Here is a 15,052-nt window from a genome sequence, read left to right as displayed (position 1 = left end):
CCGAGGGTATTTTGTCGCAAGCCTCTTTCCTGCATCGGCAGGCACTCTATCTGCGTCCCGATCCCACGCGCGTGATCGTGCGGCCTTTCAAACCGGCAACCGAACCCCGTGATCTCAACCCGACGGACAAGACGCGCGCCAACCATATCGTCGCACGTATTCTCGCGCTCGATGCGAAATCCGCAGCCAGCCTCTTGGCGGATGTGCTGGAAAATTTTCAAGGCCGGCATCGCAATTTGCTCGAGACCTTTGAGCTTCGCGCCGACGAAATGGAAGACGCACTCACGAGGCACGACAGCTTTTCCGAAATCCAGCGCCAGCTTCTCGGCGCCTACTTCCTGAACGAATATTCGTTCGAGGCGTCGGCGCTGTTCAATCCAAGCATCGTACCGCACCCCCACCAGCAAGGCGCCCCGCAAGGCGGCTTGCGCTTCATTCTCAGCCTTCGGGCCGTCGGCGAGGGCCACGTGTCTTCGCTGACCTTTCGTACCGGAACCATCGCGGCCGACGGCGGCCTGACGGTTGATCCGACCGCCCGGCTCGCCTCGAGTCCCGAGATTGGATATCGAATATTCGGACCACTCGGCGACGACATCGAGGTGACCTTCAAAGAGAGCCGGGACATCAGCGAACGCGTTATATTCCCGGTCACGGAATCCCAGTCGCACGGTATCGAAGACGCTCGCTTCGTCGAATTCATCGACGGCGGCCGGAAGACCTATTATGCGACTTATACAGCCTATACGGGCCTCGCGATCCGGTCGGAGTTGCTTGAGACCAGCGACTTCCGGTCATTTCGAATGACCCCGCTGGACGGCGCCGCCGCGCGCAACAAGGGCATGGCGCTGTTCCCGCGCCGGATCCACGGCAAATACGCCATGATCGCACGTCAGGACAACGAGAATCTCTATTTGATCTACTCGAAGGATTTGTACCGGTGGGACGGCGGCCAGGCGATCCTGAAGCCGCAATTCCCCTGGGAATTCGTGCAGATCGGGAACTGCGGTTCACCGATCGAACTCGACGAGGGCTGGCTGTTGCTCACGCACGGCGTAGGTCCGGTTCGAAGATATTCGATCGGCGCGGCGCTGCTCGACAAGAACGACCCCACCAAAGTGCTGGCGCGTTCGGTCGAACCGTTGCTGCGGCCGGAGCCGTCGGAGCGCGAAGGCTATGTCCCCAACGTGGTCTATACCTGCGGGGCGATGCGGCACAAAGATCAGATCATTTTGCCGTACGCGATATCCGATACGTATTCCAACTTTGCGACGATCGAGATTGCAGCCTTGATGCGCGCACTGTCCTGAATTCGTTTGCGTCGGGCTTCGTTCAAGCCTTGGCGCGGGCCTTGATAATTCGCAGCGCCCGCTCGTCGCCGCGCGCATTGGCGTCGTCGACAAAGGCAATCAGGAGATCGGCGAGCGTGGCGTAATCCCACAATTTCAGTTCGGCCGGGTCGATCCAGCCTTCGAAATGATTATCGAGATAACCGCGCGAGGCGTCGTTGGCCTCGGTCCAGGTCGGACCGGCAAGGCCGGGCGGATCGCGGTCCCAGTGGCAGACCACAAACCCATCGGCGGATTTCGCCAGAATCCAGCGCCCGTCCTTCGGCGCCTCGCTGAGGGGGCGCAAGGATTGACCAATCTTCTGCAACACAAGTTCGACCTGGCCAGACATTGAAACGCTTCCGCTAACCATAAAACAACGACCCGAGAGCCTTCTCCCCTGTTCCACAGGCTGATGGTTCAAGTGTGGCAATGGAACAAGCAATTCGATCCCTCTTTATCACGTCATGAGCGAAATATTTGTGCGTGCGCCGGCGGAACAGCGCCACCCCGGTAACGTTGACCAGCCATCGAACAGAAGGAGGATGGTATGAGGAAGATTCTATTGGCGGCCGCGGCGACCTGTGCTTTGGCCGCGCCGGCTCTGGCCGACGATGTCGGCGTTCGGGTTGGCCCCGTAGGTGCTGGCGTGACCGTTGGCGAAAGCCATCGCGATTACGACCGCGATCGGGTCCAGGAAAAGACCGTGATCCGTAAGGACGAACCGGCTGACCGCACCACGGTCATCAAGAAGGAAGACAGCGACGGCAACCGAAGCAAGACTGTCATCCATCAGAACGACTGACGACTTGATGAAAATAAATCGCCTGCGGGCTCCTGACTGGGAGCGCGTGGGCGATTTGCTTCTCGACTCATCGCGAATTCTCAGCAATTTGACCTCCCCTTGAAAAGTGGAGGTCGCTTTGCTCGCGAGAGCAAAGCGGGAGGGGATCAGACCCCCTCCCCAACCCTCCCCCTTTCAGGGAGAGGGAGAGCAGCGCCGTTGCGGCTCTATCTCGACCGCTCTCGCCTCACACCAGCTTCACATTCTTCAGCGGCAGGCTGCGCACCGGCTTGCCGGTCGCGGCGAAGATGGCGTTCATCACCGAAGGCGCGACCACGCAAATGGTCGGCTCGCCGACGCCGCCCCAGAAATCGTAGGTCGGCACCACCACGACCTCGACCTTGGGCATTTCGGCCAGCCGCATAATCTCATAGCTGTCGAAATTGAGGCTGGTCATGCGGCCGTTCACGACCGGCATTTCACCGTACATGGTCGCGGTCAGGCCGAACGCGACCGAGCCTTGGGCCTGTGCCTCGATCTGTTGCGGGTTGACCGCATGGCCGCAATTGACGGCCAGCACCACGCGATGAACCCTGAGCTTGCCTTGCGGGCTCACCGAGACTTCGGAGACTGCCGCCGAGTAGCTGCCATAGCCCATGAACTGCGCGATGCCGCGATGGACGCCCGGAGGCAACGGCTTTCCCCAATCGCCCTTCTCGGCCGCCGCGTTGAGTACCGCGAGATGCTTGGGATGTTCCTTCATCAGCGCGCGGCGGAAATCGAGCGAATCCTTGCCGGCCGCGCGCGCCACCTCTTCCATGAAGCATTCCATGTAGACGGCGTTCTGGTTGGTGTTGACGCCGCGCCACGGGCCGACCGGCACATGGCTGTTGCGCATCGTGTATTCGATCGAGAGACTTGGCACGTCGTAGCCCAACTGCGCGTCACCGGGCGTGTCGTAATAGCCCTGCAACTGCCGCATGTCCTTGCCGTTGACAATAGCGCTCGGGTTGGCGATCGCGTTGATCGACTGGCCGGAGACGCGAACATGCAACCCGACCAGATTGCCGTCATTGTCGAGGCCGGCCGACAGCTTGCATTGCGAGATCGGGCGGTAGAAGTCGTGCGCCTGATCTTCCTCGCGGCTCCAGATCAGCTTGATCGGCGTATCCGGGAAAGACTTCGCAATCTCGGACGCCTGATGCACGTAATCCTGTGTGCCGCCACGCCGGCCAAAACCGCCGCCGAGGTCGAGACGATGGATTTCGCACTTGTCGAGCGGAACGCCCGAGGTTTCCGACAGCGCCGCGAGCGACGCCTCGAGATTCTGCGTCGGCACCCAGGCATCGGCACGATCGCCTGAGAGTTTTACCGTGCAGTTCATCATCTCGAGCGGTGCGTGCGCCAGGAAGGGCGTCATATAGACCGCTTCGACCTTCTTCGGCGCGTCCGCGATCGCCCTCAACGCATCTCCATTCACCCGTTCGCCGTTGGTTGCGGTAGCTGTGAGGCCATCCTCGAGCATCGCCGCGATCGTGGCGCTGGATTGCGTCGCGTTCGGCCCTTCGTCCCAGACGATCGGCAAAGCGTCGAGCGCCTTTTTCGCTCTCCACCAGGTGTCGGCGACAACCGCAACGGCGGTTTCCTTGACCCGCACCACCTTCTTCACGCCGGGCATGCCGAGGACTTTGGCTTCGTCATAGCTCTTGAGTTTGCCGCCGAACACCGGACAATCCTTGATCGCCGCGCACAGCATGCCCGGCAATTTGAGATCGATCGCAAATATCTTGCTGCCGTCGAGCTTATCGGCGGTGTCGAGCCGCTTCAGCGGTTTTCCGGCAATGGTCCAGCTCTTGGGGTCCTTCAGCGTGATGGTCTTGGCATCCGGCGGCGTCAGCTTGCCGGCGGCTGCCGCGACTTCGCCATAACGCAGCGAGCGTTGGCTCGCAGTATGGGTAATGACGCCCTTCGAGACCTTGAGTTCACCGGCCGGAACGTTCCACTGTTCGGCCGCCGCTTGCAGCAGCATCATGCGCGCGGCCGCACCGCCCCGGCGCACATAATCCTGCGAGGTACGGATGCCGCGGCTGCCGCCGGTGCCCATTTCGCCCCAGGCGCGCTTGGACGCGAGATTCTCGCCCGGCGTCACGCCCTGCGTCGTGACCTTGCCCCAGTCACATTCGAGTTCTTCGGCGACGAGCTGGGCCAAACCTGTGAGCGTGCCCTGCCCCATCTCGGAGCGCGCGACGCGAATGACGCAGGCATCGTCCGGCTTGATCGCGACCCAGAGGTTGACCTGAACGGCGCCCTCGGGTGTTCCTTCCGCATAGGCCGCGTCAAACGGCACGCTCAGGCCGAGCGCCAGGCCGCCGCCGGCAATCGCCGCCGAGCCGACGATGAAGCTGCGGCGCGAGAGTTCGAAATCCTTTTCCAGGAGAGGTCTGTTCATGACTAACCTCCCTGTCCGGTGGTGCCACCATTGGCGGCGATATGCACCGCCTCGCGGATGCGCTGATAGGTGCCGCACCGGCAGATGTTGGTCATCGCATCGTCGATGTCCTTGTCGGTCGGTTTCGGATTCTTCTTCAGGAGCGCTGCCGCCGCCATGATCTGGCCGGACTGGCAATAGCCGCATTGCGGCACGTCCACCGTCGCCCAGGCTTTTTGCACCGGGTGCGAGCGGTTTTCCGACAATCCCTCGATGGTGACGATCACATCGCTTTCGGTGATCTGGCCCAGCGGGATCTGGCAGGAGCGCTGCACTTCGCCATTGAAGTGAACCGAGCAGGCGCCGCACTGGGCGATGCCGCAACCATATTTGGTGCCGGTGAGACCGACATGTTCGCGAATAACCCACAGCAAGGGTGTGTCGGCCTCCGCCGATACGTCTTTGACTGTGCCGTTGATATTGAGTTTTGCCATATGCATTCCTCCAATCAGGCGGACGGAGCATAATGGCGGCGTGAAATATTGCCTACACGTTTTGCGCGCGGGTCTGCCTTGAGCGCTATTCGGCGACCCCGTTGGCTTCATCGAGCCGGGCAAGCCTGGCGTGGACGCTGTTCTGCACTTCGGCGAGCGCCTTCAGCAGTTGCGCAACCTCGCTACGGGCGAGATTTTGCACTGCGGTATCGACGACCTCCCGGGCCAGCGGAAGCAGCTTGCTCTTCAGCGCGCCTCCCTTCGGCGTCAGATGGATATGCCATTTCCGGCGGTCGTCCCGGTTGCGAACCCGCCGGACCAGACCCTTTTTCTCCATGATCACGATGGCGCTCAGCGTGGTCGGCTCCATGGTGCCGGCGCGGTTCGACAGCTCGCGCTGGGTCAACCCGTCCTCATGCCAGAGCGCCCGCAGGAAATACCACATGCCGAGCGTGATCCCGTGCGGCGCGATCTTGAACTGAAGGAAGCGCTGCATCGCACGGTGGGTGGTGCGGATCTGATAGCCGATGCTCTCGTCAAACGGCAAATCGGCCTCGGGGGCGCCTGCACCCCGTTTCCGCGGCTTGGCGGCCTTTTTGCCACCGGCCTTCCTCACGACGGCTCTCTTCACGCTCGTCAACGGCGCCTCCTGTCTCTCGCCCAGATTGCACATTCGTGAAGCGCAGGCAAACACATCGCTTTCACACGTTGCCGGGACTTGCGCGATTTGCTTAGGTTGCTAAGTATCTGTCGGAAGCGCCCCCCGAGGACAACATGACGCCCGATCCTGACGTGCGGGAACTGACCCTCAAAGTCCGCCACAAGTCGGAAATTGCCGACGGCGTGTTCCTGTTCGAACTCGCCGCGCCGGATGGCGGCGAACTGCCGCCGTTTACACCGGGATCCCACATCACCGTCACCGCGCCGTCGGGGCAAAAGCGCCGCTATTCGCTGTGCAACGATCCCGCAGAGCACGATCGTTACTTGATCGCAGTCAAGCAGGAAACATCAGGCCGCGGCGGTTCGCTGAGCTTCACGAGGGGCGTCAACGACGGCGACGAGGTTACGGTGGAGCCGCCAGCCAACGACTTCGAAATGGCCAAGGCCGAGCCGAAACGGCTGATCTTCATTGCCGGCGGCATCGGCATCACGCCGATCCGCGCCATGATCCTGCATTGCCTGCGTCAGGGCAAAACCATTTTCATGCTGTATTACTTCACGCGCACGCCGACCGCGATGGCGTTTCGCGACGAATTTGCGTCAAGCGCCTTCGAAGGCAAGGTCGTGCTTCATCACGACAATGGCGACCCCGATCAGGCCTATGACCTCTGGCCGGTGCTGGAGCAACAGCGCGGCGCGCATCTTTATTGCTGCGGACCGCGCGGGTTGATGGACGCCGTGCGCGACATGACCGGCCACTGGCCGGATTCGGTGGTGCATTTCGAGGACTTTGTCGGCGCTTCCGCCCCGCATGCCGACGACCAAGCGTTCGAAGTGAGGCTTGCCAAAAGCGGCGAGGTTTACGAAGTCGCCGCCCACGTCTCGATCCTGGATACGCTTCGACAACACGGCCATGTGCTGGCAAGCTCCTGCGAGAGCGGCACCTGCGGCACCTGCCGTTGCCGCTTCATTGAGGGCGAGGTGGACCATCGCGACCTCGTACTGTCAGACGATGAAAAGGGGTATGACATCATGATCTGCGTGTCGCGCGCGAAATCGCGAACCCTGACGCTGGATCTATGAGGTGAGGCAGATGATCCTCTTGCAGCCGCGACAGACGATGCTCCCTTTCCCAGCTTGCGCCGATTTGAAGCGCCCTCCCCCTGAAAGGGGGAGGGTTGGGGTGGGGGTCAATTCGACGATGCAAGGGGCGGAGAAAGTCGCAATATCTGGAAAAGCGACCCCCTCCCGGTTCACTTCGAAGCGAAAGCGCGCTTCTCAGCTCACCGACCTCCCCCTTTCAGGGGGAGGTGAAGGCGGTTGGGCCGCCGTTCGGAAAAACCAATGAGCAAACCGTTGAAACTGGGCGTCATCGGCCTCGGCCGCGCCTTCACGCTGATGCTGCCGACATTCGTGGCCGATCCCCGCATCCGGATGGTCGCTGCACACGATCCGCGCCTCGACGCCCGCGAGCGTTTTGCGCAGGAATTCGGCGCGAAGGTTTATGTGGACGCGGAAGCGCTGTGCGCTGATCCGGACGTGAAAGCCGTCTACATCGCCTCGCCGCATCAATTCCACCTCGCGCATGTGAAGTGCGCCGCCAAACACGGCAAGCATGTGCTGGTCGAAAAGCCGATGGCGCTGTCGGTGGATGATTGCCGAGACATGATCGCCGCGACAAACGCCGCAAATGTCAAACTGCTGGTCGGCCACAGCCACAGCTTCGACCTGCCCTATCTGCACACGCGCGCGATGATCCGAAGCGGCGCCTATGGCCGCGTCCGCATGATCAACGCGCTCAACTTCACCGACTTTCTCTATCGTCCGCGCCGGCCCGAAGAACTTGATACGCTCCAAGGCGGCGGCGTGGTGTTCAGCCAGGCCGCTCATCAGGTCGATATCGTGCGCCTGCTCGCGGGCGCCAAGGCCGCTTCCGTGCATGCTTTCACGGGCAACTGGGACGCCGCGCGCAACACCGAAGGCGCGTACTCGGCGCAGATCAAATTCGAAGACGGAAGCTGTGCATCGCTGACCTATAGCGGCTACGCGCATTTCGACACCGATGAATTCATGGGCTGGCGGGGCGAACTCGGCCAAGGCCGCGATGCCGAGGCCTCTTACGGCCGCGCCCGGCTCAATTTGCAGAAGGCGACTGACGTCGCCGACGAGATTGCGATGAAAAACGCCCGCGCCTATGGCCCATTCGGCCGCGATGCGTTTCGCATCGATGGCGAACTGTCGCACAATCATTTCGGGTTTGTGGTCGTAGCTTGCGAGCACGCCGATCTGCGTCCGCTGCCGCACAGCGTCATGGTCTATGGCGACAAGAGCCGCCATCTTGACGAAATCCCGCCGCCGAAAATCCCGCGCGCCGAAGTCGTCGATGAACTCTACGCCGCGGCGATGTCGGGCACGGAGCCATTGCATTCAGGCGAATGGGGCCTGGCGACGCTGGAGATTTGCCTGGGGATATTGGAATCGGCGAGAAGTGGGCGTGAGGTGGAGTTGAAGTGGCAAATCTAGGGGATGACGACTCGCTTTTGCGGCGACGGAGGTGAGCCCCCTCTCCCCTTGCGGGAGAGGGTTGGGGTGAGGGGTCACGGTCTGTCGGTGGATCACCCCTCACCCGGCTGCTTCGCAGCCGACCTCTCCCGCAAGGGGAGAGGTGAAGAAAGAGATCGCCGCGAATTCACCCCTTCGGACTATTCGCCCTTGAAGCAATAATCGCGATCAAATCGTTCTCGGCGACAGCCGCGGTCTTGTAGCGCGGCTCGGTCGTGACAAACGGCTGCTCGGCCTCGGCGGGATGAAATATCTCGACATAATAGAGACCGGAGGATGGGTCCAATTTCGGCTCAACACGGATCACTGCCATGGTCAGACCTTTCCGAGTTCGGCAAACAGCACACCACGCAGCCTCTCGGCCAGCGACGCCGCCACAGCCCCTGATGTCTCGGCCGTCCCGCTCATGCCGAGATAACGCGCCGCGATCTCAGGCGAGTTCAGCAAATCCCCAGCCGACCCCGACAGCGTGATGCGGCCATTCTCGAACACATAGCCGCGGTCGGCGATCGACAGCGCCTGCCGTGCGTTCTGTTCGGCAAGCAAAATGGTAATGCCTTGGTCGCGCAACGCCACGATCAGGCGGAAGATTTCCGCCACCAGCAACGGCGCGACGCCGAGCGACGGCTCATCGAGCACGAGGATTTTTGGCTTTGCCATCAACCCGCGCGCGATAGCCAACATTTGTTGCTGCCCGCCGGAGAAATTGCCGGCGATATCGTTCATGCGCTCACGCAGCACCGGGAATAGCGCCGACACCTTCTCCAGCTGCGCCGTGCTGTCCTTCGCTGGCGTGGCGTAGGCGCCGAGCGCGAGGTTTTCCGCAACCGTCATGCCGGCGAAAATCTGGCGCCCCTCGGGCACATGGGCGATGCCGCGGCGCAGCCGCTCGGCCGGCGGCAACGTCTCGATCGGCACACTATCGAGCAGGATGGCGCCGCTGAGAGGACGCAACAATCCGGAAACGGCCTTGGCCAGCGTCGATTTGCCGGCGCCGTTCGCGCCCAACAACGTGACGATCTCGCCGCGCTCGAGCTTGAGATTGATATCCTCCAGCACGCAATGGTGGCCGTAGCCGATCGCGACCGATCTCAATTCAAGGAGCGACATGATCCTCCCTTCCCAGATAAGCCTCGATCACGCGGCTGTTGGCCTGGACTTCCGCAGGCGTGCCGGTGGCGATGATCGCACCGGAATCGATCACCACGATGCGGTCGGCGACGTTCATCACCAGCGACATGTTGTGCTCAACGACGAGCACGGGAATGCCGAGGCCGCGGATCGCGCGCAGAAGATTGGCGAGTTCCTGCGTTTCGGTGTCGTTGAGCCCCGCCGCCGGCTCGTCGAGACAGAGTAGTTTGGGCCGCGCCATCAGCGCGCGCACGACCTCGAGCAGCTTTTGCGCACCCATCGGCAATTCGATCGCGTGCGTCTCGGCAAAGGACGAGAGGCCCACGAGCTCGAGCATCTCCTCGGCGCGGCGGCGCAGCGCCCGCTCTTCGTCGCGCGCTCCACCGAGCCACAGCGCCTGGCCCGGAAACGAATGACGGCCAAGACGATGGCTGCCGACCATGACGTTCTCGATCGCCGTCATGCCGGGAAAAACCCGCGCCGATTGAAACGTCCGGATCAAACCGAGGCCCGCGATCTTCACCGCCGACAAGCCATCGAGGTCGCGGCTCGCAAACACAACTTTCCCTGCGTCGCGAGACATGATGTTGGTGATGAGGTTGAAGACGGTGGTTTTGCCCGCGCCGTTCGGCCCGATCAACGCGGTGATCTGATGGGCCGCCGCATCGAACGAGACGTCGTTGATGGCTTTCAGGCCGCCAAAGCTTTTGGCAAGGCCGCGCACGCTCAGGATCGTGCTTTCACTTGCCTCGTCTCGTGCTTGAGCTTGCGGATCAATCGCCGTCATGACATCAGCACCTCCGTCTTGGCCGCGTTCGGCTTCGCCTCGCGCGGGCGTAACATCCGCGTCATGATCTGGATCAGCGCGCCGTAAATTCCCTGCGGCAGATAAAGGAAGCTCGAGACCAATAGCGCGCCGGAGGCAAAGGTCTTGTAGATCGCGAGCGGCGCAAAGATCACCGGCAGCAGCGTCAACAGCAGTGCGCCGAACAACCCGCCGACCAGTGTGCTCTCGCCGCCGATGATCAGCATCGCCACCAATTCCAGCGAGCGGGAGGTGCCGACCATTTCCGGCGCCAGGAAGTTGAAGAAGAACGCATAGAGACTTCCCGCGAGCGAGGCCAGCGTCACGCTGATCAGGAACGCAGCAAGCTTGTAGCGCACGGTGTTGATGCCGAGCGCGGCTGCCGCCATCTGATCGGAGCGGATCGCCTTCAGCGCGCGGCCGAAGCCGGAGCGCATCGCGCCGACAAGGCCGATCAGGATGATCAGATCGAGCGCCAGCACGAGATAATACATCGCGCGCGGGCTCGCGAAGATGAAGCTGCCGACCGAGAAAGAGGGAATGCCGACCAAACCAGATGGACCGCCGGTGATGTCGAGAAAACCGACCGCGCAGGAATCGATCAGGAGCCCGAAGGCGAGCGTGGCGAGCGCGAGGTAAAGCCCGCGCAAACGCAACGTCACCACCGAGAGCACGAGCGCGCAAACGAGCGATACGCCGATGCCGGCAAGAATCGAAAGTACCGGCTCGATCTCATAGTTGATCGCGAGATAGCCTGATGTGTAGCCGCCGATCGCCATGAAGCCGGCCTGGCCAAGGCTGACCTGCCCGGCATAACCCATCAGCACATCGAGCCCCATCAGCGTCATGAACAAAATGGCCGCGATCACGAGCCCGCTCAGGATGCCGTTATCGGTGATGACAAGAGGAATCACCACCGCCACGATTACCGCGATCGCCGCGAGTAACCATGCGAGGTGCGCCGGCAGCTTGGCCGCATGGCCGGCGGCTTTCACCTCGTCGCGGGTATCCTGTCGCCGCCCGACACCCACCGCGACCAAGCCCTGCGGCCGCCAGATCAGCACCACCAGCAGAATGACAAGCGAGATCGCGCTCGAAAACAGCGAGGAGATGTAAGCGGTCGACAGCTGCGTCACGAGCCCGAGAAAAAGGCCGCCGATGACGGCGCCGGGAAACGAGGCGATGCCGCCGATCGCGGCCGCGACGAAGCCGGAAATCGTGAACAGACGCCCGGTGTCGAATTGCAGCGAGGTCGTCGGCGCGACCGTCACGCCCGAGATCGCGGCAATCAGCACGGCGAGACCGAAGCTTAACAGCGTCATCCTCGGCACGTCGATGCCCATCAGGCTCGCGGCGGAAGGATTTTCGGCGCACGCGCGAAGAGCTTTGCCGAGCTTGGTCCGGGCGATGAGAAACCAGAGCGCGACGATGCAGAGTGCGGTGGCGCCGAACACCCAGAAGGCTTGCGTCGGAATCAGGATCGCGCCGAACGCCAGCGGTCGCTCGCCCGAGAACGGCGGCATCGCATAGGGCTGGCTGCCCCAGACCACCAGCGAAAATCCCTCGATCATGGTGAGGATGCCGGCGGTCAGCATCAGCACATTGGCGTTGGAAAGCCGCGTCAACGCCGGCACAAACGTAAAGGTCGCGAGACTGACACCGATAACCACCGTCGTCACGACCGCCGCCGGAATCGCCACCACCAGCGGCCAGCCCCAGGCGACGCCGAACGTATAGCCGATCATCGCCGCGATCAGCGCGAAGCCGCCTTGCGAGAGATTGATCGCGCCGGTGACGCGATAGATCAGCGAGAAGCCCAGCGCAATCGCGGCATAGATGCTGCCGACAACGAGCCCGCCAATCGCGATCTGCGCAAACTCAAGCACTAGTGGTCCGATTCCAACATTCGCATCCCTCCTCAGCGGCCACTTTTGCGAATGTTAGAATCAAAGGGACCACTAGCAAATATGTGTATCAAGTGGAGTTTTGGATTTGACATTCGCATTACGAGTTCGCGGCTAGGATTATAGCGAATGTCAAATCCACTCAACTTGCTATGCCCGTTCGCTTCATTGGGCGCGGGGGATGCCGAGGGGGTCGCTGACCACGACCCAGGTCTGCGCAGAAGGGTCCCAGCGGGTGACGACGACGTTGGATTCGTCCAGCCCACGATTGGGTACGGCCTTGAAATCGTAGAAGCCGTTGATGCCGGCGACGCCCTTGAGATCGCCGAAATACTTGCGCAGATCTTCGGCCGTCGCATCCGGCTTTAACTTACGCAAGGCGTCGACGACCAGGAACGCCGGATCCCATGCATAGGTCGAAGAACCGTCCGGCTTGATATCGGTACCCTCGAACGCCTTGTAGAAGGCGTCCTTTGCCGCGGACGCTTCGTTCGTCTTTGGCGGTTGCGAGGATTTGAGAAAATCCGCGGCCGGAATGTAAAGCTCCTTGGGCAGGAAGGCCGCGTATTGCGCCATCTGCGCATAGGTCTGGTTGCCGTTGGTGGTCGCGACCGGCAATTCGATGCCGGCATCATGGATCGCCTTGAAAACGGTGCCGATCGGACCTCCGGTCGACCACGCCACCAGCACGTCGGGGTTGGCGCCTTTCAAACGCTGGATCTGCGCCGCGGCGCTGACATCGGTCGGATTGAGCTGCGCTTCGGCGATCAGTTCGACGTCCTTGTGGTCGTCGGTGCCGAACAGCGCTTTGAAATTCTTGTAGGCGTCCTGACCGCTCGCATCCGTCGAGGTGATCAGCGCGACCTTCTTCCAGCCTTTGCGGCCGAAGTATCGCAGCAGCGCCGCCGCGAGTTCCTTGGTCGAGATGCTCGAACTATAGACGAAGCCGCCATTCACCGGATGGATGCCGGGCGAGAAGCAATAAAGCAGCGGGCCGTCCTTCATCAAAGGCGCCATCGCATTGCAAAGCGCGACCAGCGACGATCCGAGAATGACAGGCGGATTGGTGGCCTTGACCTGATTAGCGAGTTGGACCGCAACTTGCGGGCTCGACTGGTCGTCGTGATACACGAATTTCAGCGGCTGGCCGTGGATGCCGCCGTCCGCATTGGCCGCCTTCTCGAATTGCATCAGCGCCTGCTGCTCGGCCTTGCCGAGGAAGGCGCCGCCGCCGGTCAGCGGCAGGATCACGTTGATCTCCCGATCGGCGGCCTGCGCTATGGTGAGTCCGCAGACAAATACGGCGGCAACAAGAATGATGCGGACGCGCAATCGATCCTCCCGATACCTGGCGCTGGCGTTTGGTGCTTTGTAATGAGTTATCGGCAGCAACGCTAGGCGGCCGCGCCGGCCATTTCCTTGTCGGTCTCGTCTTCTTCGAGACCGGATAAAACCTTCACCTCCTCGTCGGAAGCGCCCAGCGTGCGCCACGGCACAATCTTTTCCACCACGCCCTGGTAAGAGCGCAGTTTTGATGGCGGCAAATGCGGCTGGATCTGGCCGATCACCCGCCCCTCCTGCTCAAACGCCCGTGCCGCGTCGATCATCAGGCGGCGGAACTGCACGATCGCGATGTCGCTGGCGCCAAGACGCTCCTGCGTGCGATCGGCAATCGCGCCCATCGATTCCCACATCGCGATGTCCTGGTTGGGAATGCCGGGAATGCCGGTGAAGCTGTCGCCGCCGGCCATCGCGTCGCGGTCCTGCAGATAGTCGTTATGGGCGTGGCGCTTGATCGGGCGAAACGCGCTATCCACATCTACGCCCACTTCCAGCACACAGAACTTGCGCCATGCTTCCGTGCCGATGCCGGCCTGCTCGCCTTCCGCCCAGGCGATGAAGTGGAAGGTACTCGAGGTGTCGCTGCGCGGCACGATCACGCTCGTGACGTTGTAGGTGCTGTTCGGCGGGATCAGCGCGGTGAAGGGCGCGACATAGGTCGTGATGCGCACGTAATCATGCGAGTTGGCGTTGACGATCGGACGGCGGATCGCCGCGTACCGCATGCCGTAATTGGTGAGCTGGACCTGAATGCGCGGATTCTTGTCGGTCGAGGGACGAACCCAGTGATCGCCCTTCGCGGTCGCATCGCCCTTGGCCGGGCGCATGTCGGACGAATGCAGTGTGGAGGAATGCGCCGAGTCGATCTGGCCTTCCATGATCTGCGCCCAGTTGCAGGGCAATTCTACCTTGGCAATCGCGACGCGCGCCTCGGCATGTGGTGCCCATGGCGGCGCCTCGAATTCCGGCATCGCCTCCGGCGGGCCCATATAGGTCCAGACAAAGCCGCCGGCCTCGCGCGTGGGATAAGACAAATGCCTGGCCTTCTCGGGCAGCGCACTCGCTTTCGGCTCCGAGGGCATGTCGATGACATTGCCGTCGGTGTCAAACTTCCAGCCGTGATAAAGACAGCGCAGACCGCATTCCTCGTTGCGGCCGAAGGCGAGCGAGGCCTTGCGGTGCGGACAGGCTTCCCCGAGCAGCCCGAGCTTGCCGTTACTGTCACGGAACGCGACGAGCTTTTCGCCGAACAGCTGGACCCTAACCGGCGCGCCGTCCACCTCGGCGACCTGTTCGGACAACAGCGCCGGCACCCAGTGGCGGCGCATCAGCCGTCCCATCGGCGCATCGCCCTCGACCCGGCACAACAGCTCGTTTTCTGCTTGCGTCAGCATGGCCGCTCTCCCGAAAACCTTAGTTTCCTAAGCTTATCGGGCCTGACCCTAGCCCATGCGCCGCCGCGCCGTCCAGAGGTGCTGAAAGCGGTTCCGAGAGAATTTGCGGGATTGGGCGATCAGTGCTTGCTCTCGCACCAATATGGGCACCTGTTCGTCATGCCCGATTTTTGGCATTTCGACATGCATCTATCATATGCCGCGCCCGTGTAAGCCGATACGGG

At 62.0% G+C, this 15,052-nt stretch carries 14 protein-coding genes; 4 read left to right on the top strand and 10 right to left on the bottom strand.

Translation table 11 applies throughout. The features are described from left to right. Nucleotides 1–11: 11 nt before the first annotated feature. The gene (locus tag ABSE61_RS01005) at nt 12–1,307 is read left to right on the top strand and encodes a glycoside hydrolase family 130 protein (protein ID WP_423869189.1); all 1,296 of its coding nucleotides are present in this window, start codon (nt 12–14) and stop codon (nt 1,305–1,307) included. 22 nt (nt 1,308–1,329) lie between these two features. On the opposite strand, the gene ABSE61_RS01000 is transcribed toward ABSE61_RS01005, so the two are convergent. Continuing rightward, a complete protein-coding gene (locus ABSE61_RS01000; RefSeq protein ID WP_423869188.1) occupies nt 1,330–1,677 on the bottom strand; it encodes a hypothetical protein in 348 nt (115 codons plus the stop codon). A gap of 198 nt (nt 1,678–1,875) precedes the next feature. Here ABSE61_RS01000 and ABSE61_RS00995 point away from each other — a divergent pair, with 198 nt between their 5' ends. After that, complete coding sequence (locus tag ABSE61_RS00995; RefSeq protein ID WP_423869187.1) at nt 1,876–2,130, top strand: hypothetical protein; 255 nt, start codon at nt 1,876–1,878, stop codon at nt 2,128–2,130. A gap of 226 nt (nt 2,131–2,356) precedes the next feature. Here ABSE61_RS00995 and ABSE61_RS00990 read toward each other — a convergent pair whose 3' ends face one another. The 3 genes from ABSE61_RS00990 to ABSE61_RS00980 form a co-directional block, all read right to left on the bottom strand. Continuing rightward, on the bottom strand, nt 2,357–4,558 hold the full coding sequence (locus tag ABSE61_RS00990; protein ID WP_423869186.1) for a xanthine dehydrogenase family protein molybdopterin-binding subunit: 2,202 nt from the start codon (nt 4,556–4,558) through the stop codon (nt 2,357–2,359). Between the two features lie 2 nt (nt 4,559–4,560). Further along, nucleotides 4,561–5,031, bottom strand: a complete 471-nt coding sequence (locus ABSE61_RS00985) for a (2Fe-2S)-binding protein (protein WP_423869185.1) — start codon at nt 5,029–5,031, stop codon at nt 4,561–4,563. Nucleotides 5,032–5,116: 85 nt separating this feature from the next. Then, nucleotides 5,117–5,647 (bottom strand): MarR family winged helix-turn-helix transcriptional regulator, encoded by a 531-nt coding sequence (locus ABSE61_RS00980; protein WP_423869184.1) that lies wholly within the window; start codon nt 5,645–5,647, stop codon nt 5,117–5,119. Nucleotides 5,648–5,805: 158 nt separating this feature from the next. On the opposite strand from ABSE61_RS00980, the gene ABSE61_RS00975 reads away from it, so the two are divergent. Both ABSE61_RS00975 and ABSE61_RS00970 read left to right on the top strand, forming a co-directional pair. After that, nucleotides 5,806–6,774: a PDR/VanB family oxidoreductase gene (locus ABSE61_RS00975; protein WP_423869183.1), complete on the top strand. Its 969-nt coding sequence runs from the start codon at nt 5,806–5,808 to the stop codon at nt 6,772–6,774. 261 nt (nt 6,775–7,035) lie between these two features. Further along, nucleotides 7,036–8,214 carry a Gfo/Idh/MocA family protein gene (locus ABSE61_RS00970; RefSeq protein ID WP_423869182.1) on the top strand — a complete coding sequence of 393 codons (1,179 nt, stop codon included), beginning with the start codon at nt 7,036–7,038 and terminating at the stop codon, nt 8,212–8,214. Between the two features lie 166 nt (nt 8,215–8,380). Here the strand turns inward: ABSE61_RS00970 and ABSE61_RS00965 are convergent, their stop codons facing one another. The 6 genes from ABSE61_RS00965 to ABSE61_RS00940 all read right to left on the bottom strand — a co-directional run bounded on the left by ABSE61_RS00965 (nt 8,381) and on the right by ABSE61_RS00940 (nt 14,828). Beyond that, a complete protein-coding gene (locus ABSE61_RS00965; RefSeq protein ID WP_423869181.1) occupies nt 8,381–8,566 on the bottom strand; it encodes a hypothetical protein in 186 nt (61 codons plus the stop codon). Nucleotides 8,567–8,568: 2 nt separating this feature from the next. Further along, nucleotides 8,569–9,363, bottom strand: a complete 795-nt coding sequence (locus ABSE61_RS00960) for an ABC transporter ATP-binding protein (RefSeq protein WP_423869180.1) — start codon at nt 9,361–9,363, stop codon at nt 8,569–8,571. Continuing rightward, the gene (locus ABSE61_RS00955; RefSeq protein WP_423869179.1) at nt 9,350–10,171 is read right to left on the bottom strand and encodes an ABC transporter ATP-binding protein; all 822 of its coding nucleotides are present in this window, start codon (nt 10,169–10,171) and stop codon (nt 9,350–9,352) included. The genes ABSE61_RS00960 and ABSE61_RS00955 overlap by 14 nt, the downstream gene beginning before the upstream one ends. Then, nucleotides 10,168–12,075, bottom strand: coding sequence for an ABC transporter permease (locus tag ABSE61_RS00950; RefSeq protein WP_423869178.1), 1,908 nt, complete (start codon nt 12,073–12,075; stop codon nt 10,168–10,170). The genes ABSE61_RS00955 and ABSE61_RS00950 overlap by 4 nt, the downstream gene beginning before the upstream one ends. Before the next feature lie 183 nt (nt 12,076–12,258). After that, complete coding sequence (locus ABSE61_RS00945; protein ID WP_423869177.1) at nt 12,259–13,425, bottom strand: ABC transporter substrate-binding protein; 1,167 nt, start codon at nt 13,423–13,425, stop codon at nt 12,259–12,261. Nucleotides 13,426–13,487: 62 nt separating this feature from the next. Next, nucleotides 13,488–14,828 carry a Rieske 2Fe-2S domain-containing protein gene (locus ABSE61_RS00940; RefSeq protein ID WP_423869176.1) on the bottom strand — a complete coding sequence of 447 codons (1,341 nt, stop codon included), beginning with the start codon at nt 14,826–14,828 and terminating at the stop codon, nt 13,488–13,490. Nucleotides 14,829–15,052 lie beyond the last annotated feature (224 nt).

It is taken from the genome of Bradyrhizobium sp., assembly GCF_049519115.1.
Classification (GTDB): domain Bacteria; phylum Pseudomonadota; class Alphaproteobacteria; order Rhizobiales; family Xanthobacteraceae; genus Bradyrhizobium.
This window is presented reverse-complemented; position numbering and strand designations above follow the sequence as displayed.